This window comes from Pseudoxanthomonas suwonensis 11-1 (assembly GCF_000185965.1).
GTDB classification, from domain to species: domain Bacteria; phylum Pseudomonadota; class Gammaproteobacteria; order Xanthomonadales; family Xanthomonadaceae; genus Pseudoxanthomonas; species Pseudoxanthomonas suwonensis_A.
Map to the genome: position 1 here is coordinate 3,312,767 of NC_014924.1, position 26,478 is coordinate 3,339,244.

The window sequence follows — 26,478 nt, forward strand, 5'->3', positions numbered from 1 at the left end:
CCCACAGCCATTGGAGCGCCGTACATGCGTCTGGGCCTTGCCGCCAACCGTCTGCACCATGCCAACGAGGAGGCCGCGCTGTTCCGGCTGCTGCGCGCCAGCGGCCAGGGCATCCGTGAGCTGGGCCTGGAGCTGCATGCGGTGGGACGCACCCACGACGCCATCGCCGCGGCTGGCATGCTCGCCGGCCATCCGGGGCTGAAGCGCTACCCTTACGGCCGCGAGGGCGGGCTGATGAAGCTGGTCGCCGAGATCGTGGGCATGGAAGGCGATGCGCGCACGCTCGATGGCGCGATCTACCTGATCGACCCGGTCGACCCGTCCTCGGTGTTCCCGGAGGCGATCGCGCTCAAGCGCCAGTGCGTGATCCACGGCAAGCCCTTCATCTCCACCGTGGCCAGCGCGCGCGACTGGATCGAGAACGAGCGCATCCACGCCGGGCTGGCACCGGACCCGGGCGCCGACCGCTTCCACGACTTCGAATCGCAGACCCTGGCGCTGATCGCGCACGACGCGATGAAGCCGCAGATGCTGGCCTTCGCCGCCGAGAACTACGACGTGCTGTCGCGCTTCGCCCGGCGCGTGGCCACCGGCACCACCGGCCAGCGCCTCAACGAGATGGCCTGGAGCCGCGGCTGGCCGCAGGACACCCCATGGGTGCACCGTTTCCTCAGTGGCCCGATGGGCGGCGATGCGCAGATCGCCGACCTGGTGCTGGAGCGGCGCTGCCAGCGCGCGGTGTTCTTCGAGGACCCGCACGTGGCGCGCCAGCACGAGGCCGATATCCAGCTGCTGGAGCGTGCGGTGACCACGGTGACCGACGAGGCGGTGTGCATCACCTCGCCGGCGGTCGCGGCCCGCTGGGTCGCCGCGGTGCGCATGCGCCAGGCCCTGCGCGCGGCCTGACATGTGCGTCGTCGCCTTCGCCTGGGATGCGCATCCGCGCTGGCGGCTGGTACTGGCCGGCAACCGCGACGAGTTCCATGCGCGGCCCACGGTGCCGCTGGCGCGCTGGGAGGATGCGCCGGTCATCGGCGGCCGTGACCTGGAGGCCGGCGGCACCTGGCTGGGCGTGGACGACGCCGGCCGCTGCGCGCTGGTCACCAACGTGCGCGACCTCCGCGCGCCGCAGGACGGCCTCTCGCGGGGCCTGCTGGCCAGCGACTGGCTGCGCGGCACGCAGGACGCCGACAGCGCCTCGCGCGACCTGCTCGCACGCGCGGCAACCTATCGCCCGTTCAACCTGCTGCTGGTCGACCGCGGACACTGCACATGGACCAGCAACCTGCCCGCGCCGCGGCGCGCGCTGGTCGGGCCCGGCGTGCACACGCTCTCCAACGCGGCGCTGGATTCCGGCTGGCCGAAGGCGGTGGCACTCGGCACGCGGCTGCGGGCGTGGCTGGATGATGGCGGTGATGGCAATGACCTCTCGCCGCTGTTCGCCGCACTGGCCGACGACCACCTGCATCCGGACGCCGCATTGCCGGATACCGGCATCGGCCTGGAGCGGGAGCGCTGGCTGTCGTCGGCCTTTATCCGCGGCGAGGACTACGGCACCCGGGCGAGCACGGTGGTGCTGCTGGATCGCGACGGCGGCGGCGTAGTCGTCGAGCGGCGCTGGGGGCCGATGGGCGCGGCGCTCGGCGAAACGCGGGTGGAATTGGTTTCGTAGCCCGGATGAGGTCGAAGGCCGCATCGCGCCACTGCGCGGTTGAAGTGCGACGACGCCAGGCCGTCGCCGCGGCCCCGCCCCCTTGAAGCGGGACTCTCGGCTTGCGTAGCCCGGATAAGGCCGAAGGCCGCATCCGGGGTGGAGGGCATGGATCCCGCACTCGTGACACGTCGGCGCCCCGCCCCCTCGCCCGTCACCCCGCTCCGCGCCCCGGCGGGCGTGCATGGGAGGCGGGCGTTCGCCTGGCGCGCGCACCAGTGGCGCGCAAACGCGCCTCCCCAACGGGAGGGAACCCGGGTGCGCTTCGCTTACCCGCGCTACGTCGGTGTCCGATCCTTTCCCGGTCGTGGTTAGGGCTCACCGGCGGGGCGCAGCTGCACCAGCCAGTGCGCGCCGGCTTCGGGCAGGGGTTCGAACTCGAAGGCCCAGGGTGTGCGGCGGCCGTCCTCGCCACGCAGGGGCAGCAGCTCGCGCAGGGATTCGCCCTTCGACAGGCGGCCTTCCAGGTCGCTCCCATCGATCGCGGCAGCCAGGGCCGGGTCGAGGTCGCGCAGGGGCATGCCGAGCGCGGCGCTGGACAAGGTGCCGCTGGCGCGCGCGAAGGCCGGGTTCACGAACACCAGGCGGCTGCGCGGCGGCTCGCCGGTGCGTTCGATGATGGCCACGCCGTGGCGCATGCGCGCGAGGGTGGCTTCCAGCAGGACCAGGTCCTGGCGGTCGCGCTTGCGCTCCATCAGTTCGATCAGCACGCGCAGGCTGCGTGCCGATTCCAGGTGCAACGGCGACCACGCGCGCGAACGGCCCCGCACCGTGTCCTGCCACAGCTCGAAGCTCTTGCGCGGCGACAGCCGGCCCGGAAGGATCTCGAGCTTGGACAGCTGCGGGTTGCCGGCCCAGTTCACCGTGCGCACCTGCTCGCGGCGGGTCCACAGCAGGGCGCTGCGCGCCTTGGGCTGCAGCGGCACGTAGATCAGGCCGGCAGCGTCCGGCGCCAGGTCGGCCAGCTCCGGGAACATGCGTCCGATCTCGGACAGGTGCAGCAGGCCGGCGTGGTCGGTCTCGCGGCGCACGCCGGCACTTTCCTCCAGCGCGGCGCGGATGCGGCGCAGGCCGGCCTCGTCCGGGGTGCGGCCGAGGCGGCTGAGCTGTTCTCCATGGAACACCGCCACGCCGTCGGCATCGACCACGTCCAGCAGGTCGCCGGCCATGTCGGTCAACAGCCCGGGCGTGAAGCCCTCGGCCTCGGAGAAGGCGGTGATCAGCTTCTCGCGCACGGTCAGCAGCGACAGCTCGGCCTCGCTGCGGGTGATCGCCTCCAGGCTGCCGACGCGCGCGGCCAGGGCCAGGGCCACCGCCTCGCAGGCATCGCGCACCACGTGGTCGACGAAACGGGTCTGGTAGTGGTGGCAGGCGATCAGGCCCCACAGGCGGTCGTTGACCACCAGCGAGACCACCAGGGTCGCGGCCACGCCCATGTTGGACAGGTACTCGCAGTGCACCGGGGAGACGCTGCGCAGGCCACAGTCGCTGAGGTCCAGCGGCTGGCCATCGCGCGGATCCAGGGTCGGCCGTACCGGCACCGGGGTGTAGCCCACGTCCACGATCTGGCGGATGCGGCTACGCAGGTACAGTGCGCGCGCCTGGGCGGGGATGTCGGTCGCCGGGTAATGCAGGCCCAGGTAGCTCTCCAGGCCGGGGCGGCGCACCTCGGCGATCACGTCGCCATGCCATTCCTCGTCGAAGCGGTAGACCATCACCCGGTCGTAGCCGGCGAGGGCGCGGATCTCGGCGGCGGCGCGGCGCGCGGCCTCGGTCACGTCGGGCGCGCGGTCGATCTCGCGCTGGGCGCGCAGGGCATCGCCCAGGGCCAGCGACTGCTCGCCCCGGGCCGGCTCCAGCTCCACCAGCCAGCGTTCCGGGTAGAGATGCCAGGCCGCTTTCCAGCGCTGCTCGCCGCTGGCGGCCAGCCGGCACGGCGCATGCAGCAGGTGGAGCGGCTCGCGCACGGGCTGGAGTGACGCCGCCTGGGCCGGATCCGGGTGGAGCAGCGCGTTCCACGGCTGGCCCAGCACCTCGCCCTCGCCACCCAGCAGTGCGGTGGCGGCATTGGCGCTGGCCTGGATCACCCGACCATCGGCCGGATCGATCACCAGCAGGATGCCGTGCGGCTGGATCGAGCCGGGAATATGGATCGGCTCGCGCGCGCAGGCGTCGAGGTCGGGGACTTCTGGAACAGGCGTGCTCATGCGGTAACGGTTCCTGCGTCGCCGGTGACGACGGTGGGCCGGGCAAGCTGCCCGTGGAAATGGCTGAACATGGCCGCCGCCGCGGTTGCGGCGCGGGAGCGCGCGGCGTCATCCGGCAGGGCCTGCTCGAGGGCGGCGCGGAACGCGGGCCAGCCGGGGCCGTCGCCGGCGCTAGCGAAATGGCGGACGACGGCGGCAAGGTCGGGCACGTGCCCGCGGAGGTGGCGTGCGATCAGGCGACCGCCAAGCGCGGAGCCCTCGACCACGTAGAGCATGCCCCAGGCCTCGGCTTCGCAGCCGGCGATCGGCGCAGGCAAGTCCTGGGCAGTCGGGCGCACGCCCAGGGCCATCAGGTCACCGCGAAGCACCTGGGCACGCGGGCGCCAGGGCCAGGGCAATGCCTGCAGGCGCGCGGCATTGGCCTGCTCCCAGCCGGAATGGATGCGCAGCATGCGCTGCAGCACCTCGGCGAGGATTTCGCGGTTCACGTCGGGCGACATCAACTCCGCCATCAGCGGAGCGGCTTCGACCCTGGCGTGAAGCTCAGCAGTGGCGGCCTGCAGGGCGCGCCAGGCGGCATCGGCACGGGGCGCGGCGGCCGGCACGGGGCCGTGCGAATGCGGGGTGGATCCATCCATGGCGCGCAGCCTAGCAGAGCGCCGATAGCTCCCACGGCATGTTCACCGCGCTGAACCGCGCCGGCAGCAGCATTCCCGGATTCACCCGGCGCTGAGCGCAGGGGCGGCAGGGTGCTGCCACACCCGAAGCAGGAGATCGACGATGAAGCGTACCGCCCGATATTCCTTCCCGGCCCTGGTCGCCATTGCCATGGCCCTGCCGGCCGCGGCCAGCGAGCCCACCAAGCCGCTGGACACGCCCGCCCCCACGCGCCAGCAGGCCGCCGACCAGGCCCTGACCGAGGCCCAGGTGCGCAGCCTGCTCACCAGCGCCGGCTACACGAAGATCAACGACGTCGAGTTCGACGACGGCATGTGGGAAGCCGATGCCACCAGCGCCAACGGCAAGAAGGTCGATGTGCGCGTGGACGCCGGCGGCCGCATCTACACCGATGAGCAGGTTTCCAACCTCAGCGCCGAGGACGTGAAGGCGCGCCTGACCGCCGCCGGCTATTCCAAGATCCACGACGTGGACTTCGACGACGGCATCTGGAAGGCCGAGGGCGAGCGCAAGGACGGCCAGGAGGTCGAGATCCGCCTCGACCCGAAGGACGGCCGCATCATCAACGTCGAGAACGACTGACGTAGCCGGCGGGCCGCACATTGCGGCCCGCCGCTTTCAGGCCCCGGCCCGCGGGGTGTAGCGCCAGCCGACCAGGAAGCCGGTGCCCAGCAGCACCGCGGCCAGCAGCCAGGGCGCGCCCGGCAGGCGCAGCGGCGCGTCGTCGCCGATGAAGACCGCGAACACGTTGGCGAAGAGCAGCGGACCGACGATGCCGGCCAGGCTGACCAGGCTCATCAGCGCACCCTGGATGCGGCCCTGCACTTCCGCGCCCACTTCGCGCGTGATCAGCGCCTGGGTTGCCGGCGCCGCCAGCGCCCACAGCGCACTGACCGGCAGAGCCGCCAGGAACAGCCAGGGCGTGCCCGCGAAACCATAGACCGCGAACCCGGCCACGCCGCAGCCCAGGCCCAGCAGCAGGGTGCGGCGCTCGCCAAGCGTGCGCACGGCACGCCCGACCAGCAGCGCGTTGACGATGATGCTCATCACGCCCACCGCCGCCAGCACCCAGCCCACTTCGGTCGGCCCCCAGCCGAAGCGGTAGTCGGCGAACAGCACGAACACGCTCGGATAGACGTAGTGGGCGAGGTTGGCCAGCACGACCACCGCCGCCAGCGCGAATACCTGCGGGTACTGCCGCAGCAGCGCCACCGCGCCGAAGGGGTTGGCGTGGGCGATGTCGAAGCGCGCCGTGCGCCGCCCTGGCGGCAGCGACTCCGGCAGCACTAACAGGCCGTAGAGGAAGTTCAGCAGTGCCAGGCCGGCGGCGAACCAGAACGGCAGGCGCAGGTCGATGCCGCCCAGCCAGCCGCCGATCATCGGCCCGACCACGAAGCCCAGGCCGAAGGCGGCGCCGATCATGCCGTAGCTTTTGGCGCGCTTCTCCGGCGGGGTGACGTCGGCGATATAGGCATTGGCTGTGGTGAAGCTGGCCGAGGCCACGCCGGAGATGATCCGCGCCACCAGCAACATCGGCAGCGAGGTGGCCAGGGCCATGACCACGAAGTCCAGGCCCAGGCCCAGGCAGGAGACCAGGATCACCGGGCGCCGCCCGAAGCGGTCCGACAGCGCGCCCTGCACCGGCGTGGACACGAACTGCACCGCGGCGAAGACCATGCCGAAGATGCCGACCCAGCGCGCGGCGCTGGCCAGGTCGCCGCCGGTGAACTCCTCCACCAGGTGCGGCAGCACCGGGATGATCACGCCGAAGGACAGCACGTCGATCAGCACGGTGATGAAGATGAAGACCAGAGCGGCCGTGCGCCGGGGGTTAGCAGCAGGTTGACTCACGCGGGTGGCCGGCTGGAGTGAGCGCGCATTATCGCCACAGGCGGGAGCTTGCGCGCGCGGGTGGGGGGCCGTTGCCGTGACCGGGGCCACGGTCCACCGCTGACGTGGCGCGACGGAGCAACGGCGAGCCTTGCGTGCGTGCGACGGCTGACCGGAACCACGTGCGGCGGTGCCTGTCGGTCCGCATTGCCGGACGGCGACGTGTCACCGGGTCCCGTTCCTTGGCACCTGGATCTGGAGCGGTGCCCGGGCGAGCCGGGTATCGGCGGCGCCAGCGCGCCAGGGACCGTCCAGCGGACCGGACGCTGGACCTGAAGCTCCCCGCTCCGCAACCGCATGCTTCCGCTGATGCGGGGCGTTTCGACTTCCGCCTGGCCCAGGCCTGGCGGGAAGTGGCCTGCAGCCTCCGCAGCCGTGGACCACGGCCGCACAGGGCCGGGCCGTGCACGCGTGCTATGGCACGGGGAGGGCGGTGGCGGCGCGCAGCGCCTCGAGGATGCGCTGGCCGGCGCGGCCGTCGACGGGGTGCAGGCCTAGGCGGCGCTGCTCGTCGGCGATGGCCTGGCGGGTGCGGGTGCCGACCAGGCCGTCGGGTTCGCCGATGGGATGGCCGCGGGCGAGGAGCAGCTGCTGCAGCTCGCGGCGCTGGGCGCGGGACAGGCCCGGATCGTTGGTCGGCCAGGGCGTGGCCAGGCCGGGGCCACCACGGAGGCGGTCGGCCAGGGTGGCGATGGCCAGGGCATAGCTTTCGGCGGCGTTGTAGGCGTAGATCGCGTCGTAGTTGCGGAACACCAGGAACGCGGGCCCGGTCCTGCCTGCAGGCAGCAGGATGGCGGCGCGCGCATCGGCCGGGCCGAGCTCGCCGCCATCGATGCGGCGCACGCCCAGCGCCAGCCATTCCTGCAGCGGCCTGCGCTTGGTGCGCCCGGCCAGGCTGGCGTCGAAGCCCGGCGGCAGCTGCACCTCATGGCCCCAGTGCCGCCCGGTCTGCCAGCCGGCGCGCTGCAGGTAGTGGGCGGTGGAGGCCAGTGCATCGGGGATGCTGCCGACCAGGTCGCGACGGCCGTCGCCATCGCCATCCACCGCGATCCGCGCATAGGTGCTGGGCATGAACTGGGTGTGGCCAAAGGCGCCGGCCCAGGAGCCGGTGATGCCCGGATCGCGCAGGTCGCCGGCATGCAGCAGCTGCAGCGCGGCCAGGAACTCGCCGCGGAAGAAATCCTGCCGCCGCCCGAAGCAGGACAGTGTCGACAGCGACTGCAGCAGCGGGCGCTTGCCGGAGACGCGGCCGTAGTCGCTCTCCACGCCCCACACCGCCACCACCGTCGCCGGATCAACGCCATGGCGCGCGGACACGGCCGCCAGCAGCTCGCGATGGGTCTCCAGCATGGCCAGGCCATCGGCCACGCGCTCGTCATCGACCAGGCCGGAGAGGTAGTCCCAGATCGGCGTGGTGAACTCCGGCTGGTGGTCAAGCAGGTCGAGCACGCTGCGGTCGGGAACGACCTCGGCCATGTAGCCGTCGAACGCGGCGGCGGGAATGCCGCGCGCCACCGCCTGCGGGCGCAGGCGTTCGTTGACGCAGGTTTCGAAGGCGGCGTCGGCGTGCGCATCCAGCGCGGGCCACAGCAACAGCGCCGCCAGGCAGAAGCTGGCTCTCATGTCGATGCATCCTTGCAGGATGCGGACTATAAGGCCGTGAGCACCGCGACGGTCAGTACGTGCACGCATGGGCTGGCTGCCCCGCGCACGCGCGGATGGCTAGAGCGCTTCGACCGAGACCGCCTGGACCAGGGCGTGTTCCTGGCCGGGGGCCAGTTCGACCAGGTCCGGACCGGCATTGGCCGCCTCCACGCACAGGAAACCGGGCCAGTGCGGACCGACGTCGGCCATCTTCGCCGCGCCGGCTTCGCCCGGGTTCCAGACCACCACGCTGCGTCCGCCCTGCACGTCCAGCCGGATCGCGCGGCCCAGGCCCGGATCGACGATGCGGTAGCGCCCACCCGCGCCCGGATAGGTGCGGTCGCTGCGGCCGGGATCGCGCGGATCGGCCAGGGTCCAGTCGCCGTGCTGGGCGTGGGCGCGGTAGCCGTCGTTCTTGTCCAGGTAGGTGCGCCCGTCCAGGCCCTCGACCCGTACCTGCTCCACGTCGGCGACGCGGAAGTAGTTGTGCAGCGCCTCGGTGAAGACCACCGGCGCGCTGCCGGCGTTGGTGGTCAGCAGCGCCTGGCGCAGGTGGCGGCCGACGTGGACCTCGGTGCGCAGGCGCAGGTCAAGGCCCTGCAGCGCCGGCGGCTCCAGCACCACGGTGATGCCATCGTCCGCCGCGCGTGCCGCCACCAGGCGCCACGGCAGGGTGCGCACGAAGCCATGCGAGGGCACGTCGTTGCCCTGGCCCTGGCGGCCGAAGAACGGCCAGCACACCGGGGTGCCACCGCGGATCGGCGTGGGCAGCTCCGCGCGCAGCGGCGACAGCCAGAACACGTCCTGGCCGCCGCGCGGCACGTACGACAGCACCTGGCCGCCGAACAGCGCGATCGCCGCGCTGGCGTGCGGGGTTTCCACCAGCACCGCGTCCAGGCCCTCGAACCGGCCCAGGCGTACGCCAGGTACATCGATGGCCGTGTCGCTGGCGGTAGTGGCGGGCGACTGCTGCCAGGCGGCGAAGTCGGGAGGCATGCCGAAGACGGTGGGACTGGTCACGGTGGTAGCGGTCGCTGTGGGAGGGGCGGGCGCCGCGTCCGGCAGCGGCGCACGCGCCTCCGGCCCGCTGCAGGCGGTTGCCAGCAGGCAGCACAGGACCAGGCGGATGCGGGACGTCGCTCGGCTCATGCGGTATGCGGACGTGGAATCCGCTGCATGATACCCGGCGCACGTGGCCTGCCCTCGGTCAACGCGCGGCCTGGCGCAGCAGGCGCAGGCCGAAACCCTCCGGCTCGCCACCCCAGCCGTCGACCACCTCCAGCCCGGCGCGCGCGGCCAGCGCGGCGAAGCTCTGGTCGCTGTACTTGTGGCTGTACTCGACCTCGATCGGCTCGCCCTCGGCGAAGTCGAAGGCCAGCCCGGCCACGTGCACGCGCTGCGGCCGCAGGCTCACGATCCGGGTCTCGATGCGCTCGCACTGCGGCACGTAGCGCGCCTGGTGGGCGAAGGCGGAAAGGTCGAAGTCCGCATCCAGCTCGCGGTTGAGCCGCGCCAGCAGGTTGAGGGTGAACTCGGCGGTGACCCCGGCGGCATCGTTGTACGCGGCCTCGAGCACCGCCCGGTCCTTGACCAGATCGATGCCGACCAGCGCGCGGCCGTCGCGACCGATGGTCTCGCGCATCGCTGCCAGCAGCTTTACCGCCTCGGCCGGGGTGAAGTTGCCCAGGGTCGAGCCGGGGAAGAACACCAGGGTGCGGGTCGGCTCGCGTGGTGGAGACGGCAGGCGCAGCGGGCGGGTGAAGTCGGCCTCCAGCGGGAGCATCGCCACCCTGGGGAAGCGCGGGCGCAGCCTCGCCACGCAGCCTTCCAGTGCCGCCGGCGAGATTTCCACCGGGGTGTAGGCCAGCGGGTCCTGCAGGCCGGCCAGCAGGCGCCCGGTCTTCAGGCCACTGCCGCTGCCGTACTCGACCACGTGCACGTCCGGGCCGACCGCGGCGGCGATCGCCGGCATGTGCGTGGCCAGCAACTCCAGCTCGACCCGGGTGAGGTAGTACTCCGGCTGCCGGGTGATCGCCTCGAACAGGGCCGAGCCGCGGGCATCGTAGAAATACTTGGAGGAGATCCGGCGCGGCCGCGCGGCCAGTCCGTCCAGCACGTCGCCGAGCAGGGTGGGATCTACAGGGTCGTGATGGTGGCGGGCGGCGGCTGCGGGGGTCATCAGGGCTCCGGGGGGATCGGCCGGCTCAGTCGCGGGCCAGGCGCAGGCCGGCGAACTGCCAGCGCGCATGCGGGGGAAAGAAATTGCGGTAGCTGGCGCGCATGTGCCCGCGCGGGGTGGCGCAACTGCCCCCGCGCAGCACGAACTGGCCGCTCATGAACTTCGCGTTGTACTCGCCGGTGTCGTCCTGCCAGGGACGGAAGCCGGGATAGGCCAGGTAGGCCCTGCTGGTCCACTCCCACACGTCGCCGAACAGCTGCAGCGGGCCGGGACCGGCAGCGGGCCTGGTCGGGCACGGCTCGAGCATGCCGCAGTCGGCGTAGTGGCCGTCCGGCGGCTGGCGGCGCGCGGCGTGTTCCCACTCCGCCTCGGTGGGCAGGCGCGCCCCGGCCCAGCGGGCGAAGGCATCGGCCTCGTAGTAGCTGACGTGGGACACCGGCGCGTGCGGCGGCAGCGTGCGCATCCCGCCGAGGGTGAAGGCCTGCTCCAGGCCAGGCTCCCAGTACAGCGGGCGCTCCCAGCCCTCGGCCTGGACCCTTGCCCAGCCATCGCTGAGCCACAGCCGCGGATCGCGGTAGCCGCCGTCCTCGACGAACTGGCGGTACTCGGCATTGCTGACCGGCCGGCTGGCCAGGGCGTGCGCCGGCAGCAGCACCCGGTGCGGCGGCGACTCGTTGTCGTAGGCGAAATCCGGCGCCTGCGGCCAGGCCGGCACGCCCATGGCCGCCAGCTGCTCGGGAACGGCGCTCCAGTCCATGGGCAGCGTTTCGGTGGGCGCAGCGGCCGGATCAGGCAGGTCGCTGCGGTAGGCCGGCCGCAGCGGCTGGCTCCACAGCGCGTGCTTGATATCGGTCAGCAGCAGCTCCTGGTGCTGCTGCTCGTGGTTCAGGCCCAGCTCCAGCCGGCGCAGCTGCGGTACGTCCAGGCTGCCGGCCTTCAGGGCACGCATTACCCGCGCATCCACTGCCTCGCGCCAGGCCAGCACCGCCTCCAGCGACGGCCGCGACAGCAGGCCACGACGGGGCCGCGGCTGGCGCGGGCCGGCGCTGTCGTAGTAGCTGTTGAACAGGTAGTGCCACTGCGGCTGCAGCGGCTCCATCCCGGCCGGGGCCAGCACGAAGTGCTCGAAGAACCAGGTGGTGTGGCCAAGATGCCACTTGGCCGGGCTGGCGTCCTCCATGCTCTGCAGCATCGCGTCTTCCGGCGACAGCGGCGCGGCCAGGTCGACCGTAGCGGCGCGCACGCCGGCGTAGCGAGCGGCGGCGGCCTGCAGGTGGCGGGCGGGCGGTGCGACGGAAAGGGCCAGGTCCATCCCGGGCACGCTAGACGCGTGGCCATGAGCATTACGTCAGCGGGGCGTTAGCAGGAAGTAGCGGTCGGGGAGCCCCTCCCTACGGAACGAAGAAGAGCGGTTGCGGACCACGGGTTCCCAGTCCCTAGGCGCCCTGGCTCTGGCGCAAGGGCCGTGGCGCGCACCAGTGGTGCGCAAGCGCAACGTCTCACCCCCTAAGGAGAGGCGAGACCCGGTCAGGAAACGTCGCCGTCCACGTAGAACCAGCGGCCGTTCTCGCGCACGAAGCGGCTGCGTTCGGTCATGCGGACGGCGGAGCGGCCGCCGGTGCGGTAACGGGCGACGAACTCGACCTCGGCGCGGTCGCCGGCGGCGCGGTGGGACTTGATCGCCAGCCCCAGCCAGACCACGCGCAGGCCCTCCGGATCATCCAGGTCCAGCAGGGTGGGCCGGGTCGAAGGGTGCCAGGTGGCACGCAGGTAGTCCGGCAGGCCCAGCACGTAGGCGCTGTAGCGCGAGCGCATCAGCGCCAGCGCGTCGGGGGCCGGTTCGCCGGCGTGCCAGCGGCCGCAGCAGGCCTCGTAGGCCCGGCCGGTGCCGCAGGGACAGTCGCGGGGCTCGACCGCGGCCATGGCCTCAGCGCCGGCCCTCGATGAAGCGCAGGAACTCCGAGCGGGTGCGGGCATCCTCGCGGAAGCTGCCGAGCATGCACGAGGTCACCATGCTCACCCCGCGCTTGTGCACGCCACGGGTGGTCATGCACTCGTGCGCGCCCTCGACCACCACGCCCACGCCGAGCGGGTGCAGGGTTTCCTGGATGCACTGGGCGATCTGCGCGGTCATCTTCTCCTGGACCTGGAAGCGGCGCGCGTAGGCGTCCACCACCCGGGCCAGCTTGCTGATGCCCACCACCTTGCCCGCCGGCAGGTAGCCGACGTGGACCCGGCCGATGATCGGCGCCATGTGGTGCTCGCAGTGGCTTTCGTACTCGATGTCGCGCAGGACGATCATCTCGTCGTAGCCGGCGACCTCCTTGAAGGTCCGGGCCAGGTACTCGCGCGGGTCGTCGCGGTAGCCGCTGAACCAGTCTCCGTAGGCCTCGGCCACCCGGCGCGGGGTGTCCAGCAGGCCCTCCCGCGAGGGATCCTCGCCGGCCCAGCGCAGCAGGGTGCGGACGGCCTCCTCGGCCTGTTCCCGGGTGACCTGGGGGGTGGGGACGCTGGAAGTCATGGCTTTGGCATTGCTGGCTCGGGGGATGGGCATCGTACCCGACCAGCTCCCGACAGGCGGCGCTCAACTTTTCCCGATGGCGGCCGTTCTCGACTGGGACCACTTGTCTCCGGGGGGGCCGCCACAGGGGTCCGGGGGCCCGGGGCGGGAGCCAGATGCCTACAGCAGGACCCATCGCCAGGTTGCGGGAACTCGTGTCGGTGACGTCGGCAGAACCGGCGTTGCTGAAGGCGCAGTATCGCGCGTTCGCCGGGCAGCTCCCGCTGATGTACGTGGTCCTGGCGGCCAATACCTGGCTGCTGGCCTCGACCCATATCGGCCACGCGCCGGCCTGGCTGACCGTGGCGGTGCCGGTCCTGCTGACAATGGCTGCCGCCGCGCGCTGTACCCACTGGTACCGGCGCCGTGGCAAGGGCGCGCCGGATGCGGCCGAGGCCCAGCGTGCCCTGCGCTGGACCGGGCGCCTGGCCCTGGCGATGGCCCTGGCCTTCACCCTGTGGGCGCTGGCCCTGTACCCCTACGGCGACGCCTGGACCCGCTCGCACGTGGCCTTCTACCTGGCCACCACCTCGCTGGTGATCCTGCTCTGCATGATGCACGTGCGCCCGGCGATGCTCAGCGTGGCGCTGGTATTCAACGGCGGCTTCGTCCTGTTCTTCGCCCTCACCGGCCAGGCCACGTTCGTGGCCATGGCCGCCGCCATGGCGACGATGACCCTGGTCTTCATCTACACCCTGCTGCGCCAGTACCGGCGCTTCACCGACCTGGTCGGCGAACGCCTGCGCGCCGAGCGCCTGGGCGCGGAGAACCTGCGCCTGGCCAACCTCGACAGCCTGACCCGGCTGCCCAACCGCCGCGCCTTCTTCACCGCCCTGTCCCGTGCCTGCGAGCGCGCCGACCAGCGACGCACCCGGCTGGCGGTGGGCATCATCGACCTGGACGGGTTCAAGCCGATCAACGACCTGCACGGCCATGCCGCCGGCGACCGCCTGCTCAAGCAGGTGGGCAAGCGCCTGGCGCAGCTGGCCGACGCCCACGTCCACCTGGCCCGCCTGGGCGGCGACGAGTTCGCGATGATCGCCGAGGACCTGGGCGACGACGAGGCCTATGTCGCCTTTGCCCGGCAGGTCTGCGCCCGCCTGCGCGAGCCGTTCCAGCTGCAGGACCTGTCGCTGCATGTCACCGCGACCATGGGCCTGGTGCTCTACCCGGACCTGGCCGGCCATGCCGAGGACCTGTACGAGCGCGCCGACTACGCGCTCTACCACGGCAAGCGCGAGCACCGCGGAGGAGTCAGCCTGTTCTCGGCCGACCACCACCGCCGCATCCAGCACGAGGCGGCGATCGAGCAGGCCCTGCGCAACGCCGACCTGGAGGCGCAGCTGACGGTCGCCTTCCAGCCGATCATGTGCGTGGCCAGCGGCGCCCCGCTGGCGTTCGAGGCCCTCGCACGCTGGTGCCATCCCAAGCTGGGCCAGGTCCCGCCGGCGGACTTCATCCCGGTGGCCGAGCGCACCGGCCTGGTCCACCGCGTCACCCGCATCCTGCTGGCCAAGGCCCTGGCCGAGGCGGTGCACTGGCCGGAGGCGGTGGGCCTTTCGTTCAACCTGTCCATGCACGACCTGGGTTCGGCCGAGGACCTGTCCGGGCTGCTGGAGCTGATCCGCGCCAGCGGCGTGCATCCGGCGCGGATCGACATGGAAATCACCGAGACCGCCATCCTCAACGACACCGCGCAGATGCAGCGCGCGGCCGGGCTGCTGCGCGGCCTGGGCTGCGGCGTGTCGCTGGACGACTTCGGCACCGGCTTCTCCAGCCTCAGCCAGCTGCTGGCGCTGCCGCTGACCAAGATCAAGATCGACCGCCGCTTCGTCACCGGCATCCAGGACAAGCCGACCAGCATGAAGATCGTGCGCTCGCTGCTGGCGCTGAGCCGCGACATGGAACTGGGCTGCGTGATCGAGGGCGTGGAGACGGCCGACGAGCTCGCCGTGCTGCAGGAGCTCGGCGGCAACCTGATGCAGGGCTACCTGTTCGCGCGGCCGATGCCGCCGGAAGCGGTGGCCGGCTGGCTGCGGCACAGCCTGCCAGCGCTGGCCGCGCGCCCCTGATCCTCAGCGTGCGGGCGCCTGCGCGCGTTCGCCCTCCTCCGCCAGCGGACGCACGTGCTGGAGCAGCGCCACCAGGGTGTGGCCCGGCTCCTCCCACGGGATCATGTGCGAGGCCCGCTCGAACCACTCGCCATGGCGGTACGGCGCACGCACCTGGCGCAGCCAGTCCTCGGTGGGCTGGGACGGCGTGGTGTAGTCGTGGCGGCCCATGAACATCACCACCGGGATCGGGAATTCGCGCACGTCGCGGAAGTCGACCTCGAGGAACTCCTCCAGCACCTGGGCCAGGGTGAAGACGTTGCCGTCGTTGATCGCGCAACGGTCGGCATCCTCGTAGTCCGGCGACAGCCGGGGGCCGCGGTAGAACCAGTCCGAGTTGTCGCGGAACGCGCTGAGCCCGCCGTAGAACTGCGGCCACTTGCGGGCGATGACGATGCGCTCGCGGGTCAGCGGCGCATCGCCCGGGTAGGGCGCGATCGACTCCATCTCCGCCACCGCTTCGGCGTTGCCCGCGGCGCGGGCGCGCTGCAGCCCGTAATCGAAGCTGAGCTTCTCGTTGGTGCGCACGTGGATCACCTGGCCCATGCCGACATAGGCGTGGAACAGGTCCGGCCGCTGCAGGGCCGCGTGCATGGCGACGATCGTGCCCCAGCTGTGCGCGGCCAGCACGAGCTTGCGCTTGCCGTAGCGGGTGCGCAGGTGCTCGGCCAGGGCGATGGCGTCGTCCACGTACTGCTGGACCTGCAGGGTGCCCTCGACCGCTTCCGGCGGATTGAGCAGGAAGGTGCGCCCGGCGCCGCGCTGGTCGTAGTGGGCGACGGTGAAGTACTCCTCCAGCGGGCGCTGGAACTGCCACAGGGTCGGGATCACCGGTGATGCCGGGCCGCCATGGATGAACAGCACCAGCGGATTGGCGCGGTCCTGGCCACGCACGTTGACCCAGTGGCGCACGCCGTTGACCGGCACCTCGTAGGCTTCCTGCACGCCTCCGGGCGCGACGATGCGCTCGAGCTCGGCGACCAGTTCGCGTGCCGGCGCATAGGCCGAACGGTCGGGGCACTCGCCTGCGGCAAGGGCTGGGGCACAGGGCACCAGGCAGGCCAGGAGGATGGTCGCGATGCGGCGCATGGGCTTCTCCAGTCGGGCTTGCTTCCAGTCTGGGGACGCGAGGACGCGATGCCATATGCCATGTGTCCCATGTGGCGTGACGTGGTTCGCGCACGCCCATGACCATTTCCACGGTGCGCCGCCACCCCGCCATGCAGCAGAATGCGGCGGTTGTTCCTATCCAGGAGAGTTCCACCGTGCGTCCTGTCATCGCCCGCAGCACCCTCGCCATCGCTCTTGCCCTCGCCCTGCCCCTGGCCGTGTCTTCCTGCAGCCGGGACGACGGTGCCGGCAACGGCAACGGCGCCACCCAGAACGCTGCCGCAACGGACGCGGAGCAGATCCAGGCCGAGAGCCAGCGGCTCAACGCCTGGTTCGACGCCAAGTACGAGGAACTCCTGCAGTTCAGCCCGATCCAGCTGACCTTCCTCGGCCGCAAGGACCTGTACGACCAGATCGAAGACATGTCCGAGGCCGGCCAGCGCAAGCGCGTGGAGTGGCTGGAGGCCACGGTGCGCGAGATGGAGTCGCAGTTCGACTACCAGAAGCTCGACCCGGAGGCCCGCCTGTCCTGGGACCTGTGGAAGAAGCAGTACGAGAACGCCCGCGTCGGCCTGGAGTACGCGGCCCACGACTACCCGTTCGAGCAGATGGGCGGCATGCAGAGCCAGGTGCCGACCTTCCTGATCGGCTTCCACAAGGTCGACGAGGAACAGGACTACGTCGCCTACGTCGCCCGCCTGCAGAAGGTCGGCACCGCCTTCGACCAGCTGCTCGAGCGCGCCCGCGCCTCGGCCGCCGCCGGCATCCTGCCGCCGAAGTTCGCGCTGGAAGGCGTGATCGACCAGTCGCGCAAGGTGATCACAGGTGCGCCGTTCGGCAAGGGCGCCGACAGCGCGCTGTGGGCCGACGCCCAGGCCAAGGCCGACGCCCTGGTCGAGGCCGGCAAGATCAGCGCCGAGCGTGCCGCCGAGCTCAAGGCCGAGGCGCGTGCCGCCCTGGTCGAGTCGCTGGGTCCGGCCTACGGGCGGGTGATCGCCTTCGCCGAAGGCGAGCTGCCCAACGCGCGGGTCAATTCCACCGGCGTGGGCCAGACCCATCCGGACGGCGCCGCGTTCTACGCCGCCCAGCTCAAGCGCCACACCTCCACCGACATGACCGCCGACCAGATCCACGAGCTGGGCCTGTCCGAGGTCGCGCGCCTGCGTGGGGAGCTGGAGCAGGTGCAGAAGCAGCTGGGCGTGGAAGGCGACCTGCAGGCGTTCTTCAAGCAGGTCTCGGTCGATCCCAAGCGCCTGTACCCGAACACCGATGCCGGCCGCCAGGCCTACATCGACGACGCCACCGCCAAGATCGACAACATCAAGAAGCAGCTGCCGGAGTACTTCGGCCTGCTGCCGAAGGCCGACCTGGTGGTCAAGCGCGTGGAAGCCTTCCGCGAGCAGGACGGCGCCGCCCAGCACTACTACCCGGGCACCCCGGATGGATCGCGTCCGGGCATCTACTACGCGCACCTTTCGGACATGAACGCCATGCCGAAGACCGAGCTGGAGGTGATTGCGTACCACGAGGGCCTGCCGGGCCACCACATGCAGATCGCCATCGCCCAGGAGCTGACCGGCGTGCCGCAGTTCCGCACCCAGATGTTCGACACCGCCTACACCGAGGGCTGGGGCCTGTACTCGGAGTGGTTGGCCAAGGAGATGCCGGGCACCTACGAGGATCCGTATTCCGAGTACGGCCGCCTGATGTCGGAGATGTGGCGCGCGATCCGGCTGGTGGTGGATACCGGCATGCACGCCAAGGGCTGGACCGAGGAGCAGGCGGTGCAGTACTTCCGCGACAACAGCTCGGTGCCGGATGCGGCGATCCGTTCGGAGATCCAGCGTTACCTGGTGATCCCCGGCCAGGCCACCGCCTACAAGGTCGGCATGATCCGCATCCAGCAGCTGCGCAGGAAGGCCGAGGAAGCGCTGGGCGAGCGCTTCGACATCCGCGGCTTCCACGATGCCGTGCTGGGTGGCGGCGCCATGCCGCTGGACCTGCTGGAGCGCCGCGTGGACGCCTGGATCGAGTCGCAGAAGCAGGCCTGATCCAAGCCCAGGAAGCAGGAAAGGCCCGGCGAAAGCCGGGCCTTTTTTTCACCACATGAGGCGGGACAGAGCCTTGCAGGCTCCAGGCGGAGGGGCTGGACTACGCCGGGTGTGCCCCGACTGCGCTCCGTTGCCGTTTGCGCAAGTAACTGCGACAAGCCCGGGAATCGCAACCCCGCTACCGGTCAGCGCTCTTAACGAATCACCAATCACGAATCCCCAATCACCAGTCACCAATCACGAATCCCGGCTCCATGCGCCCCACCTCCCAGCAGCCGCGCCGGCAACATCAGCAGCGCGCGCAGGAACTCGAACAGGGCCGAGCAGGTAATGCCGACCAGGCGCAACGGCAGCGAAAGCAGCCACAGCACCGGCCAGGCGACGAGGGCCAGCAGCGCCAGCGGCCAGCACAGGACCAGCAGCACGCACCAGGCGGCAACGGCGAACAGGGTGCTCATCGGCGGGGTTCCTCCATCAGGCAGGGCCACAGGCTGGCGCCTGCCCCGCCAGCCCTTCAAATGGTTTGCGACGGAACCGGGAATACGCCGACAAGGCACGGCCGGCGGCGCATGAATCCAAATGCCGCTTCCGATCCCCTGCCTGCTCCGCGCGTCGGATCGCGCCAGCGCGAAGTGCCCGATGGGAGCGCGAACCGATAGTCCCGGGCAGTCCCCGAACGCTCGCTCCTGGCCCCCACGCAAGGCGGAACCACGACGCACGCTGGCGCTATGGCGCCGCCTCCGGTGCGGCGAAGGACTTGCTGTAGATGCCGGAGCGGTCGAAGCAGCAGGCGCGGCGCTTGCCCTTGGCGAGCATGTCGCAGGCGCTGGCGATGCGCTTGCCGCGGGTCTCGGCCTTCTTTCCGGAGGTGATCCACTGGATCCAGTCGCGGCGTGCGACCGCGGTGATGTCGCGCCAGGTGGCCAGGGCCTGCGGGTTGGCCTGCAGCGCCTGCTCCAAGTCCTCCGGCACCTGCGGCTCGGGCTCCTGCGCCAGCGGCGCGATCACCACCTCGACGTCCCGGCCTGGTTCGACAGCGGCGGCCACGCATAGCGCGGGCTCGACCCGCAGCCAGTGGCTGCCGCGACCGTCCGGCTCGAGCGTGGCCTGGAACGGCTGGCCGGCGAGCGTGCCGGAGACGCTGACCTGGCTGCGGCTGGGCAGGCGGGCGCTGGCTTCGGCGGGCAGGACGAGGAAGCTCCACGCGGCCCCAGCCGGCTCGAGTGGCCGGCACAGGCGGGCGCGGAAGCGGATCTTCGTGGATGGAGTCCGGGCCATGGGCCCAACTTACACCGGCCGCTCACGGCCGGGCTCGATAAAGTCACCGTGGCCGCGCCCCTCCCCCCGGGACGCGGCCACGGCCAGCGGGTCACCAGGTTGAGGCGGTAGCCGCCGCGACCCCCGTCACGGCGTCACGTCCCAGCGCCTCGCGGCGGTGGTCGTGTGACAGTTCCAGCCTGCCAATTGTCCGGTACATCCGAACCCCCTTTGGACCCCTGTACCCGACCGCTCACGCTGCCGGGGGGAGGCGACCCCGGCTTGCGCCGGGACTGCTGAGGCGCTGCGCTCCCCCGAGTCGCGCGCCCCTCCCGGTTGCAACATAGCGCGGTTTTTTCCCTGTGGGAACGCTACCAAGCCTGCGGCGTATGGTGCAGCGCAATACCAGCGCGCCGGGACGGGCACCGATACACTGCTTTCATCGCGGTGAACCTCAACAAAATCTTCACGGAACAAGGGTTTGCAATTTAATTAATTCGCCAATTAAATCCTTGGCATGACTTCCAAGGCTCCCTCCCCCAGTGCCGCGGCGTCCGTGACCGCGGTCAACCACCGCGCGGAAACGGCTTCGGACGCGCCCCGCGACACCCCGCCAGCCACCCCGCGTCGCAGCCGCGGACGCCCCCATGGCGACGGCCCGGACCAGCGCCACCGCCTGCTCGATGCCGCCCTGGCGTGCTACGTCGCCCGCGGCATGGCCGCGACCCGCCTGCGCGACATCGCCGCCGAGGCCGAGGTGACCCCGGCACTGGTGCACTACTACTTCAACGACGCCACCGGCCTACGCGAGGCGGTCATTGCCGAACGCCTGATGCCGGTGTTCGAGCAGGTCCGCGACAGCCTGCTGGGCATGCCCGACGCGCCCCTGCGCGAGGTCGTGACCGCCTTCGTCGACGGCATCTGCGCCCAGGTCGAACGCCATCCCTGGCTGCCCGGACTCTGGATCCGCGAGGTGGTCAGCGACGGCGGCGACCTGCGCGACCTGCTCGTCACCCGCCTGGCGCCGCAGATCGCCACGGTGATGGCCGCGCGCTTCGCCGCCGAGCAGGCCGCCGGCCGCCTCAACCCGGCGCTGGACCCGCGCCTGCTGATGGTCTCGCTGGTCGGCCTGACCCTGTTCCCCGCCTCCGGCACGCCCATCTGGCGGCAGCTGTTCGACGCCGCCGACCTGGGCATCGAGGACATCCGCAAACACGCGCTCGCGCTGCTGGGGCACGGCCTGGAGCTTCCCGCATGAGCCGCCTTTCTTTCGCCCGCGCGGTGCGCGCTGCCGGCCTCGCGCTGCTCGCCATCCTCGCCCTCGGCGCCTGCACCCCGGCCGCGGACCAGGCGCTGGGCACGCTGGAATACGACCGCATCACCCTGCCCGCTCCGGCCGCCGAGCGCATCGCCAGCATCGAGGTGCGCGAGGGCGAGCGGGTCGAGGCGGGCCAGCGCCTGCTGGTGCTGGAGGGCAACCGTGGCGAGGCCCAGCTGGCGGCCAGCGAGGCCGAGGTCGCGCGCCAGCGCCAGGTGCTGGAGGAACTGCGCAACGGCGCGCGCAGCGAGGACATCGCCCAGGCCCGCGCCAACCTGGCCGCGGCCGAGGCCCAGGCCCGCGATGCGCGTGCCTACTACCAGCGCGTGCAGCCGCTCGGCGCGCGCCAGCTGGTGGCGGCGGCCGAGGTCGATCGTGCCCGCGCTGCCGCCGGCAGCGCCGATGCCCAGGTCGCCGTGGCCCGCGCGGCGCTGCAGGAGCTGCAGAACGGCGCCCGCCCCGAGCAGGTTGCCCAGGCCGAGGCCGCGCTGGCCGGCGCCGAGGCGCAGCTGCGCGGCCAGGCCGATACCACCGGCCGCCTGGAAGTGGTCGCGCCGCGCGCCGGACGCGTGGACAGCCTGCCCTACCGCGCCGGCGACGAGGCCCCGGTCGGTGCGCCGCTGGCGGTGCTGCTGGTCGGCGAGAACCCGTATGCGCGCATCTACGTGCCCGAGCCATTGCGGCCGCAGGTCGAGGTCGGCCAGGCGGTGCGCGTGCATGTCGGTGCCAAGGGTGAGCGCAGCTATCCGGGCCGCGTGCGCATGGTGCGCAGCGAGCCCGCGTTCACCCCGTACTACGCGCTCACCGGCAAGGACGCCGCGCGCCTGAGCTACCTGGCCGAGGTCGAACTGGAGGGAGCTGGCGACCTGCCTGCGGGCCTGCCGCTCCGGGTGGAGTTCGGCGATGCACGCTGAGGGCGACGGGATCGCCATCCGCGCCCGTGGCCTGAGCAAGTGCTTCGGCCAGCTGCGCGCGGTCGATGGCGTGGACCTGACCGTGCCGCGCGCCAACGTGTACGGCTTCCTCGGGCCGAACGGCTCGGGCAAGTCCACCACCATCCGCATGCTGTGCGGGCTGCTGACGCCCAGCGAGGGCCAGATCGAGGTGCTGGGCCTGCGCGTGCCCGAGCAGGCCGACGAGCTGCGCCTGCGCATCGGCTACATGACCCAGAAGTTCTCGCTGTTCGAGGACCTGTCGGTACGCGAGAACCTGGAATTCCTGGCCGCGGTGTACGGCATGCCGCGCCAGCGCAGCCGCCAGCGCGTGGACGAACTGGTCGAGCGCTACCGCTTCGGCGACCGCCAGCAGCAGTTGGCCGGCACCCTCAGCGGCGGCCAGAAGCAGCGCCTGGCCCTGGCCGGTGCGGTGATCCACGGCCCGGAGCTGCTGTTCCTGGACGAGCCCACCAGCGCGGTGGACCCGGAATCGCGCCGCGACTTCTGGGAGGCGCTGTTCGCCCTGGCCGATGCCGGCACCACCCTGCTGGTCTCCACCCATTACATGGACGAGGCCGAGCGCTGCCATCGCATCGCCATCCTCGACCGCGGCCGGCTGGTGGCCGATGGCAGCCCCGGCGAACTGGCCGGCCAGCTGTCCGGGCGCACGGTGGAAGTGCTGGCGCCGCAGCCGCGGCGCGCGCACGAGGTGCTGGTCGGCCTGCCGCAGGTGATCAGCGTGGCCCAGATCGGCAACAGCCTGCGGGTGCTGGCCACCGCCGACGCGGGCCAGGTCGAGGAGGCGGTGCGCGATGCGCTGCGACGCGCGGGCGTGGCCGGCGAGGTGGGCGCCTCCGAGCCCAACCTGGAAGACGTGTTCGTCGCCGCCACCCGCGGCCGCGCCGGCATGGAGGACGCGGCATGAACCTGCGCCGGGTATGGGCCGTGGTGCTCAAGGAACTGCGCCAGATCCGCCGCGACCGCATCAGCATGTCGATGATCGTGGTGATCCCGGTGATCGACCTGCTGCTGTTCGGCTACGCGATCAACTTCAACCCGCGCAACCTGGCCGCGGCGGTGGCCGACCAGGCCATGACCTCGACCTCGCGCGCGGCGGTGATGGACATCACCGCCACCGGCGTGATCCGCACCCATGCGGTGGCCGACACGCCGCAGGAGCTGGTGGACATGCTGCGCCGGGGCGAAATCAGCGTCGGCATCGCGGTGCCGCCGGACTTCGACCGGCGCCTGGCCGATGGGCGTCCCGCGCTGCAGGTGATGGTCGACGGCACCGACACCGTGGTGCAGGCGGCGGCCAACCAGATCGCGCAGACGCCGCTGGAAGGTACCTCCGGCACGCGCCCTGCGCGGGCCTCGCCGCAGATCGAGGTGGTGAGCTTCTACAACCCGGAGCGGCGCAGCGCGGTCAGCATCGTGCCCGGCCTGATCGGCATCATCCTGACCATGACCATGGTGATGTTCACCGCCATGGCGATCGTGCGCGAGCGCGAGCACGGCAACATGGAGCTGCTGATCGCCACGCCGCTGGACCGCAGCGAGCTGATGGTGGCCAAGGTCCTGCCCTATGCGGCGATCGGCCTGATGCAGACCACGCTGATCCTGGCGCTGGGCATCTGGATGTTCAACGTGCCGCTGCTGGGCAGCCTGCTGCACGTGTACGTCGCCGCGCTGTTGCTGATCGTGGCCAACCTGGCGCTGGGCCTGCTGATCTCCACCCGGGCGCAGTCGCAGTTCCAGGCCATGCAGATGACGATCTTCGTGTTCCTGCCGTCGATCCTGATCTCGGGCTTCATGTTCCCGTTCGCGGGCATGCCGGACCCGGTGCAGTGGGTGGCCGAGGTGCTGCCGATGACCCACTTCCTGCGCCTGATCCGAGGGATCATGCTGCGCGGCGCCAGCCTGTGGGAACTGTGGCCCTCGGTGGCGGCGCTGGTCGGCTTCACCGCGGTGATGATGACGACGGCGATCCTGCGGTTCCGGAAGCGGCTGGACTGACCGGATCGCGCAAGCCCGGACAGGGCCGGAAGGCCGCATCCGGGATCGAGCTCCCCCATGGTCGGCGCGGCACGGCCCCGGGTGCGCTGCGCTTACCCGGGCTACTTCTGCTGGTACGTGGCTGGGCGCCGGGATGCGATGCCTGCTGCCCTCCATGTCCCCCGGCTCCGGCCTCGGGAGGCCGGAGCCTCCTCCTTTACTTCCGGGCAACAGGCATCGCATCCCGGCATTCGACCTTTGCCGGGAGCGTTCCGGAAAAGCCAGAAGCGCCGCAATCGCGTGCCCGCGTAGCCCCGATAAGGCCGGAGGCCGCATCCGGGGCAACGTGCGGGCGGCGTCTTGGCTCCATTGCGCGGTCGTGCCTGCTGCGTGACCCCGGGTGCGCTGCGCTTACCCGGGCTACGCAGCCATGCTTGGGCGCTCCAGCCGCGTGGCCTGCCGGCCGGAAGCAGAGGAGGAGGGCCCGGCGGGGAGGGCGGGACCGGGGGACATGGAGGCCGGCAGGCCACGCGCCGGAACGCCGCGGCGTCAGTGTCCGGGTCTTCCCCACCGCCTGGAACCTTGAAAACGGCCGCCGCGCCAACACATCGGATCCCTGCATTCCGTGTCCCAAGGGACTTTCCGATGACCACCGAGACCACCGAAACGTCCACGCCCGCCCCCGAGACCCGCCGCTTCGAGGCCGAGGTCGCCCAGGTGCTGCACCTGGTGACCCACTCGCTGTACTCGCACAAGGAGATCTTCCTGCGCGAGCTGGTGTCCAACGCCTCCGACGCATGCGACAAGCTGCGCTTCGAGGCCATCGGCAAGCCGGAGCTGCTGGCCGGCGAGGGCGAGCTGCGGATCGAGATCAGCCACGACCGCGACGCCCGCACCCTGAGCATCCGCGACACCGGCATCGGCATGGACCGCGACGAGGTGATCGCCAACATCGGCTCGATCGCCAGCTCCGGCACCCGCCGCTTCCTCGAAGCCCTGGGCGAGGAGCGGAAGGCCGATGCGCGCCTGATCGGCCAGTTCGGCGTGGGTTTCTACTCGGCCTTCGTGGTCGCTGACCGCGTCACCGTGCTCACCCGCCGTGCCGGTACCCCGGCCGAGGCCGGCGTGAAGTGGGAAAGCGATGGCCGCGGCGAGTACACCCTGGAGCCGGCCACGCTCGACAGCCATGGCACCACCATCGTCCTGCAGCTGAAGGACGGCGAGGACGAGTTCCTCGAGGACTGGAATCTGCGCTCGCTGGTGAGCAAGTACTCCGACCACATCGCCTTCCCGATCCGCATGCCGAAGGAAGCGAAGGACGGCGAGGCGCCGGAGTGGGAAACCGTCAACGGCGCCTCGGCGCTGTGGACCCGGCCCAAGAACGAGATCAGCGACGACGACTACCGCGGCTTCTACAAGTCGCTGGGCCATGACTTCGACGATCCGGCGGCCTGGACCCACAACCGGGTCGAAGGCAGCCAGAGCTTCACCACCCTGCTCTACCTGCCCTCGCAGCCGCCGTTCGACGTGCTGATGGGCGGGCGTGACGAGCGCAAGGGGCTGAAGCTGTACATCAAGCGCGTGTTCGTGATGGACGCGGCCGAGGAGCTGCTGCCCAACTACCTGCGCTTCGTGCGCGGCGTGGTCGATGCCGACGACCTGCCGCTCAACGTCAGCCGCGAGATCCTGCAGCAGAACCGGCAGCTGGAGCGGATCAAGGGCGCCTGCGTGAAGCGCGTGCTCGACCTCATCGAGAAGCTCTCGCGCGACGAGCCGGAGAAGTTCGCCGCTTTCCTCAAGGCCTTCGGCAACACGCTCAAGGAAGGCATCGTCGAGGATCCGTCCAACCGCGAGCGGATCGCGAAGCTGCTGCGCTTCGCCTCCACCCGTGGCGGGGACGCGGCGCAGACGGTGTCGCTGGACGACTACATCGGGCGCATGGCCGCCGGCCAGGACGCGATCTGGTACGTCACCGCCGACAGCCATGCCGCCGCGGCCGGCAGCCCGCAGCTGGAGGCGTTCCGCAGCAAGGGCATCGAGGTGTTGCTGATGTCCGACCGGATCGACGAGTGGATGGTCGGCCACCTGCACGAGTACGCCGGCAAGCCGCTGCGCCACGTGGCCAAGGGCGAGTTGCCGCTGGACGAGGCCGAGAAGAAGCAGCAGGAGGAGGCCGCCGCCGCCGCCGCGCCGCTGCTGGAGCGGCTGAAGAAGCTGCTGGACGGCAAGGTCGGGGACGTGCGCGTTTCGGCGCGACTGACCGATTCGCCGGCCTGCCTGGCACTGGCCGAACATGAGATGGCGCCGCACCTGGCGCGCCTGCTGCGCGAGGCTGGCCAGGCGGTGCCGGAAAGCCTGCCGACCCTGGAGATCAATCCGGCCCACGCCCTGCTGCAGCGGATCAGCGCGACGGAGGACGGGACCCAGGCCAGCGACCTGGCCACCCTGCTGCTGGAACAGGCGCAACTGACCGCCGGCGCGCCGCTGGCCGATCCGGCCGCCTTCGTGCAGCGGGTCAACCGCCTGCTGGCAAGCTGACGGTCCGCCGGCCGCGCGTGCCGCCTGCCCCGCGCAGGCGGCGCGCGTGGGCGGCGGCTTCGGCCCGTTCCAGGCGCCGCGCCAGCGCCTGCGGATCGACCAGGGCTTCCACCCGCGCGCTACCGAGGGCCTCGGCCAGGTAACGCGCATTGGCGCCGCCCAGCCACACCGGCAGCTGCGCCGGGCGGCCCTGCTTTGCCGGGACTGCCCCGCCCCCGGGACCTCCGGCACTGCCCTGCCCCGGGCCCCGGGCGCATGCTGGGACCAATGGCCGGCGATCCTGACCGGCCCCTC

General features: G+C 71.4%; 22 protein-coding genes and 1 pseudogene. 10 read left to right on the forward strand and 13 right to left on the reverse strand.

Translation table 11 applies throughout. The features are described 5' to 3' along the window. The first annotated feature begins 24 nt into the window (after positions 1-24). Complete coding sequence (locus PSESU_RS15105) at positions 25-906, forward strand: methylglyoxal synthase (protein ID WP_013536664.1); 882 nt, start codon at positions 25-27, stop codon at positions 904-906. Between the two features lies 1 nt (position 907). Beyond that, on the forward strand, positions 908-1,672 hold the full coding sequence (locus PSESU_RS15110; protein WP_013536665.1) for an NRDE family protein: 765 nt from the start codon (positions 908-910) through the stop codon (positions 1,670-1,672). A gap of 350 nt (positions 1,673-2,022) precedes the next feature. On the opposite strand, the gene bphP is transcribed toward PSESU_RS15110, so the two are convergent. Then, positions 2,023-3,918 (reverse strand): bacteriophytochrome BphP, encoded by a 1,896-nt coding sequence (bphP, locus tag PSESU_RS15115; RefSeq protein WP_013536666.1) that lies wholly within the window; start codon positions 3,916-3,918, stop codon positions 2,023-2,025. Beyond that, positions 3,915-4,523: a biliverdin-producing heme oxygenase gene (locus PSESU_RS15120; RefSeq protein WP_233275236.1), complete on the reverse strand. Its 609-nt coding sequence runs from the start codon at positions 4,521-4,523 to the stop codon at positions 3,915-3,917. Before PSESU_RS15120 ends, bphP begins: the two co-directional genes overlap by 4 nt. Before the next feature lie 175 nt (positions 4,524-4,698). Between PSESU_RS15120 and PSESU_RS15125 the strand changes: the two genes are divergently transcribed. Beyond that, a complete protein-coding gene (locus tag PSESU_RS15125) occupies positions 4,699-5,178 on the forward strand; it encodes a PepSY domain-containing protein (protein WP_013536668.1) in 480 nt (159 codons plus the stop codon). A 36-nt stretch (positions 5,179-5,214) separates the two neighbouring features. On the opposite strand, the gene PSESU_RS15130 is transcribed toward PSESU_RS15125, so the two are convergent. The 7 genes and pseudogenes from PSESU_RS15130 to folE all read right to left on the reverse strand — a co-directional run bounded on the left by PSESU_RS15130 (position 5,215) and on the right by folE (position 12,830). Beyond that, the gene (locus PSESU_RS15130; protein ID WP_013536669.1) at positions 5,215-6,447 is read right to left on the reverse strand and encodes a TCR/Tet family MFS transporter; all 1,233 of its coding nucleotides are present in this window, start codon (positions 6,445-6,447) and stop codon (positions 5,215-5,217) included. 257 nt (positions 6,448-6,704) lie between these two features. Then, positions 6,705-8,109: pseudogene (locus tag PSESU_RS15135) on the reverse strand (lytic murein transglycosylase); the annotation flags it as partial. 99 nt (positions 8,110-8,208) lie between these two features. Next, a complete protein-coding gene (locus PSESU_RS15140; protein ID WP_013536671.1) occupies positions 8,209-9,279 on the reverse strand; it encodes a D-hexose-6-phosphate mutarotase in 1,071 nt (356 codons plus the stop codon). A gap of 58 nt (positions 9,280-9,337) precedes the next feature. Beyond that, positions 9,338-10,309: an L-histidine N(alpha)-methyltransferase gene (gene egtD / locus PSESU_RS15145; RefSeq protein WP_013536672.1), complete on the reverse strand. Its 972-nt coding sequence runs from the start codon at positions 10,307-10,309 to the stop codon at positions 9,338-9,340. Positions 10,310-10,334: 25 nt separating this feature from the next. Then, positions 10,335-11,621: an ergothioneine biosynthesis protein EgtB gene (gene egtB, locus PSESU_RS15150; RefSeq protein ID WP_013536673.1), complete on the reverse strand. Its 1,287-nt coding sequence runs from the start codon at positions 11,619-11,621 to the stop codon at positions 10,335-10,337. 215 nt (positions 11,622-11,836) lie between these two features. Next, the gene (locus tag PSESU_RS15155) at positions 11,837-12,232 is read right to left on the reverse strand and encodes a YchJ family protein (RefSeq protein ID WP_013536674.1); all 396 of its coding nucleotides are present in this window, start codon (positions 12,230-12,232) and stop codon (positions 11,837-11,839) included. A gap of 4 nt (positions 12,233-12,236) precedes the next feature. Then, positions 12,237-12,830, reverse strand: a complete 594-nt coding sequence (folE, locus tag PSESU_RS15160) for a GTP cyclohydrolase I FolE (RefSeq protein ID WP_013536675.1) — start codon at positions 12,828-12,830, stop codon at positions 12,237-12,239. Between the two features lie 200 nt (positions 12,831-13,030). Here folE and PSESU_RS15165 point away from each other — a divergent pair, with 200 nt between their 5' ends. Continuing rightward, positions 13,031-14,941 (forward strand): putative bifunctional diguanylate cyclase/phosphodiesterase, encoded by a 1,911-nt coding sequence (locus PSESU_RS15165; protein WP_233275237.1) that lies wholly within the window; start codon positions 13,031-13,033, stop codon positions 14,939-14,941. Positions 14,942-14,944: 3 nt separating this feature from the next. Here PSESU_RS15165 and PSESU_RS15170 read toward each other — a convergent pair whose 3' ends face one another. Next, positions 14,945-16,069, reverse strand: a complete 1,125-nt coding sequence (locus PSESU_RS15170) for an alpha/beta fold hydrolase (RefSeq protein ID WP_013536677.1) — start codon at positions 16,067-16,069, stop codon at positions 14,945-14,947. 176 nt (positions 16,070-16,245) lie between these two features. Between PSESU_RS15170 and PSESU_RS15175 the strand changes: the two genes are divergently transcribed. Then, on the forward strand, positions 16,246-18,141 hold the full coding sequence (locus tag PSESU_RS15175; RefSeq protein WP_041764220.1) for a DUF885 domain-containing protein: 1,896 nt from the start codon (positions 16,246-16,248) through the stop codon (positions 18,139-18,141). A gap of 230 nt (positions 18,142-18,371) precedes the next feature. On the opposite strand, the gene PSESU_RS15180 is transcribed toward PSESU_RS15175, so the two are convergent. Together PSESU_RS15180 and PSESU_RS15185 are read right to left on the reverse strand one after the other, a co-directional pair. Continuing rightward, a complete protein-coding gene (locus tag PSESU_RS15180; RefSeq protein WP_013536679.1) occupies positions 18,372-18,599 on the reverse strand; it encodes a hypothetical protein in 228 nt (75 codons plus the stop codon). Between the two features lie 268 nt (positions 18,600-18,867). Continuing rightward, a complete protein-coding gene (locus tag PSESU_RS15185; protein WP_013536680.1) occupies positions 18,868-19,419 on the reverse strand; it encodes a YdeI/OmpD-associated family protein in 552 nt (183 codons plus the stop codon). Between the two features lie 496 nt (positions 19,420-19,915). Between PSESU_RS15185 and PSESU_RS15190 the strand changes: the two genes are divergently transcribed. The 5 genes from PSESU_RS15190 to htpG all read left to right on the forward strand — a co-directional run bounded on the left by PSESU_RS15190 (position 19,916) and on the right by htpG (position 26,184). Next, the gene (locus PSESU_RS15190; RefSeq protein WP_013536681.1) at positions 19,916-20,656 is read left to right on the forward strand and encodes a TetR/AcrR family transcriptional regulator; all 741 of its coding nucleotides are present in this window, start codon (positions 19,916-19,918) and stop codon (positions 20,654-20,656) included. Then, positions 20,653-21,630 carry an HlyD family secretion protein gene (locus tag PSESU_RS15195; RefSeq protein ID WP_013536682.1) on the forward strand — a complete coding sequence of 326 codons (978 nt, stop codon included), beginning with the start codon at positions 20,653-20,655 and terminating at the stop codon, positions 21,628-21,630. Before PSESU_RS15190 ends, PSESU_RS15195 begins: the two co-directional genes overlap by 4 nt. After that, the gene (locus tag PSESU_RS15200) at positions 21,620-22,576 is read left to right on the forward strand and encodes an ABC transporter ATP-binding protein (protein ID WP_013536683.1); all 957 of its coding nucleotides are present in this window, start codon (positions 21,620-21,622) and stop codon (positions 22,574-22,576) included. Before PSESU_RS15195 ends, PSESU_RS15200 begins: the two co-directional genes overlap by 11 nt. Next, positions 22,573-23,667, forward strand: coding sequence for an ABC transporter permease (locus PSESU_RS15205; RefSeq protein WP_013536684.1), 1,095 nt, complete (start codon positions 22,573-22,575; stop codon positions 23,665-23,667). Before PSESU_RS15200 ends, PSESU_RS15205 begins: the two co-directional genes overlap by 4 nt. Positions 23,668-24,291: 624 nt before the next feature. Next, entirely contained in the window at positions 24,292-26,184 is a 1,893-nt protein-coding gene (htpG, locus tag PSESU_RS15210; RefSeq protein ID WP_013536685.1) for a molecular chaperone HtpG, read from the forward strand. On the opposite strand, the gene PSESU_RS16350 is transcribed toward htpG, so the two are convergent. Continuing rightward, on the reverse strand, positions 26,162-26,353 hold the full coding sequence (locus PSESU_RS16350; protein ID WP_041764221.1) for a hypothetical protein: 192 nt from the start codon (positions 26,351-26,353) through the stop codon (positions 26,162-26,164). The genes htpG and PSESU_RS16350 overlap by 23 nt on opposite strands. Between the last annotated feature and the right edge of the window lie 125 nt (positions 26,354-26,478).

What these genes read in the sequence shown, in the direction of transcription:
- PSESU_RS15105 (WP_013536664.1), top strand. Translation starts at nt 25, where the DNA reads ATGCGTCTGGGCCTTGCCGCCAACCGTCTGCACCATGCCAACGAGGAG.
- PSESU_RS15110 (WP_013536665.1), top strand. Translation starts at nt 908, where the DNA reads ATGTGCGTCGTCGCCTTCGCCTGGGATGCGCATCCGCGCTGGCGGCTG.
- bphP (WP_013536666.1), bottom strand. Translation starts at nt 3,918, where the DNA reads ATGAGCACGCCTGTTCCAGAAGTCCCCGACCTCGACGCCTGCGCGCGC.
- PSESU_RS15125 (WP_013536668.1), top strand. Translation starts at nt 4,699, where the DNA reads ATGAAGCGTACCGCCCGATATTCCTTCCCGGCCCTGGTCGCCATTGCC.
- PSESU_RS15140 (WP_013536671.1), bottom strand. Translation starts at nt 9,279, where the DNA reads ATGAGCCGAGCGACGTCCCGCATCCGCCTGGTCCTGTGCTGCCTGCTG.
- egtD (WP_013536672.1), bottom strand. Translation starts at nt 10,309, where the DNA reads ATGACCCCCGCAGCCGCCGCCCGCCACCATCACGACCCTGTAGATCCC.
- egtB (WP_013536673.1), bottom strand. Translation starts at nt 11,621, where the DNA reads ATGGACCTGGCCCTTTCCGTCGCACCGCCCGCCCGCCACCTGCAGGCC.
- PSESU_RS15155 (WP_013536674.1), bottom strand. Translation starts at nt 12,232, where the DNA reads ATGGCCGCGGTCGAGCCCCGCGACTGTCCCTGCGGCACCGGCCGGGCC.
- folE (WP_013536675.1), bottom strand. Translation starts at nt 12,830, where the DNA reads ATGACTTCCAGCGTCCCCACCCCCCAGGTCACCCGGGAACAGGCCGAG.
- PSESU_RS15170 (WP_013536677.1), bottom strand. Translation starts at nt 16,069, where the DNA reads ATGCGCCGCATCGCGACCATCCTCCTGGCCTGCCTGGTGCCCTGTGCC.
- PSESU_RS15180 (WP_013536679.1), bottom strand. Translation starts at nt 18,599, where the DNA reads ATGAGCACCCTGTTCGCCGTTGCCGCCTGGTGCGTGCTGCTGGTCCTG.
- PSESU_RS15185 (WP_013536680.1), bottom strand. Translation starts at nt 19,419, where the DNA reads ATGGCCCGGACTCCATCCACGAAGATCCGCTTCCGCGCCCGCCTGTGC.
- PSESU_RS15190 (WP_013536681.1), top strand. Translation starts at nt 19,916, where the DNA reads ATGACTTCCAAGGCTCCCTCCCCCAGTGCCGCGGCGTCCGTGACCGCG.
- PSESU_RS15195 (WP_013536682.1), top strand. Translation starts at nt 20,653, where the DNA reads ATGAGCCGCCTTTCTTTCGCCCGCGCGGTGCGCGCTGCCGGCCTCGCG.
- PSESU_RS15200 (WP_013536683.1), top strand. Translation starts at nt 21,620, where the DNA reads ATGCACGCTGAGGGCGACGGGATCGCCATCCGCGCCCGTGGCCTGAGC.
- PSESU_RS15205 (WP_013536684.1), top strand. Translation starts at nt 22,573, where the DNA reads ATGAACCTGCGCCGGGTATGGGCCGTGGTGCTCAAGGAACTGCGCCAG.
- htpG (WP_013536685.1), top strand. Translation starts at nt 24,292, where the DNA reads ATGACCACCGAGACCACCGAAACGTCCACGCCCGCCCCCGAGACCCGC.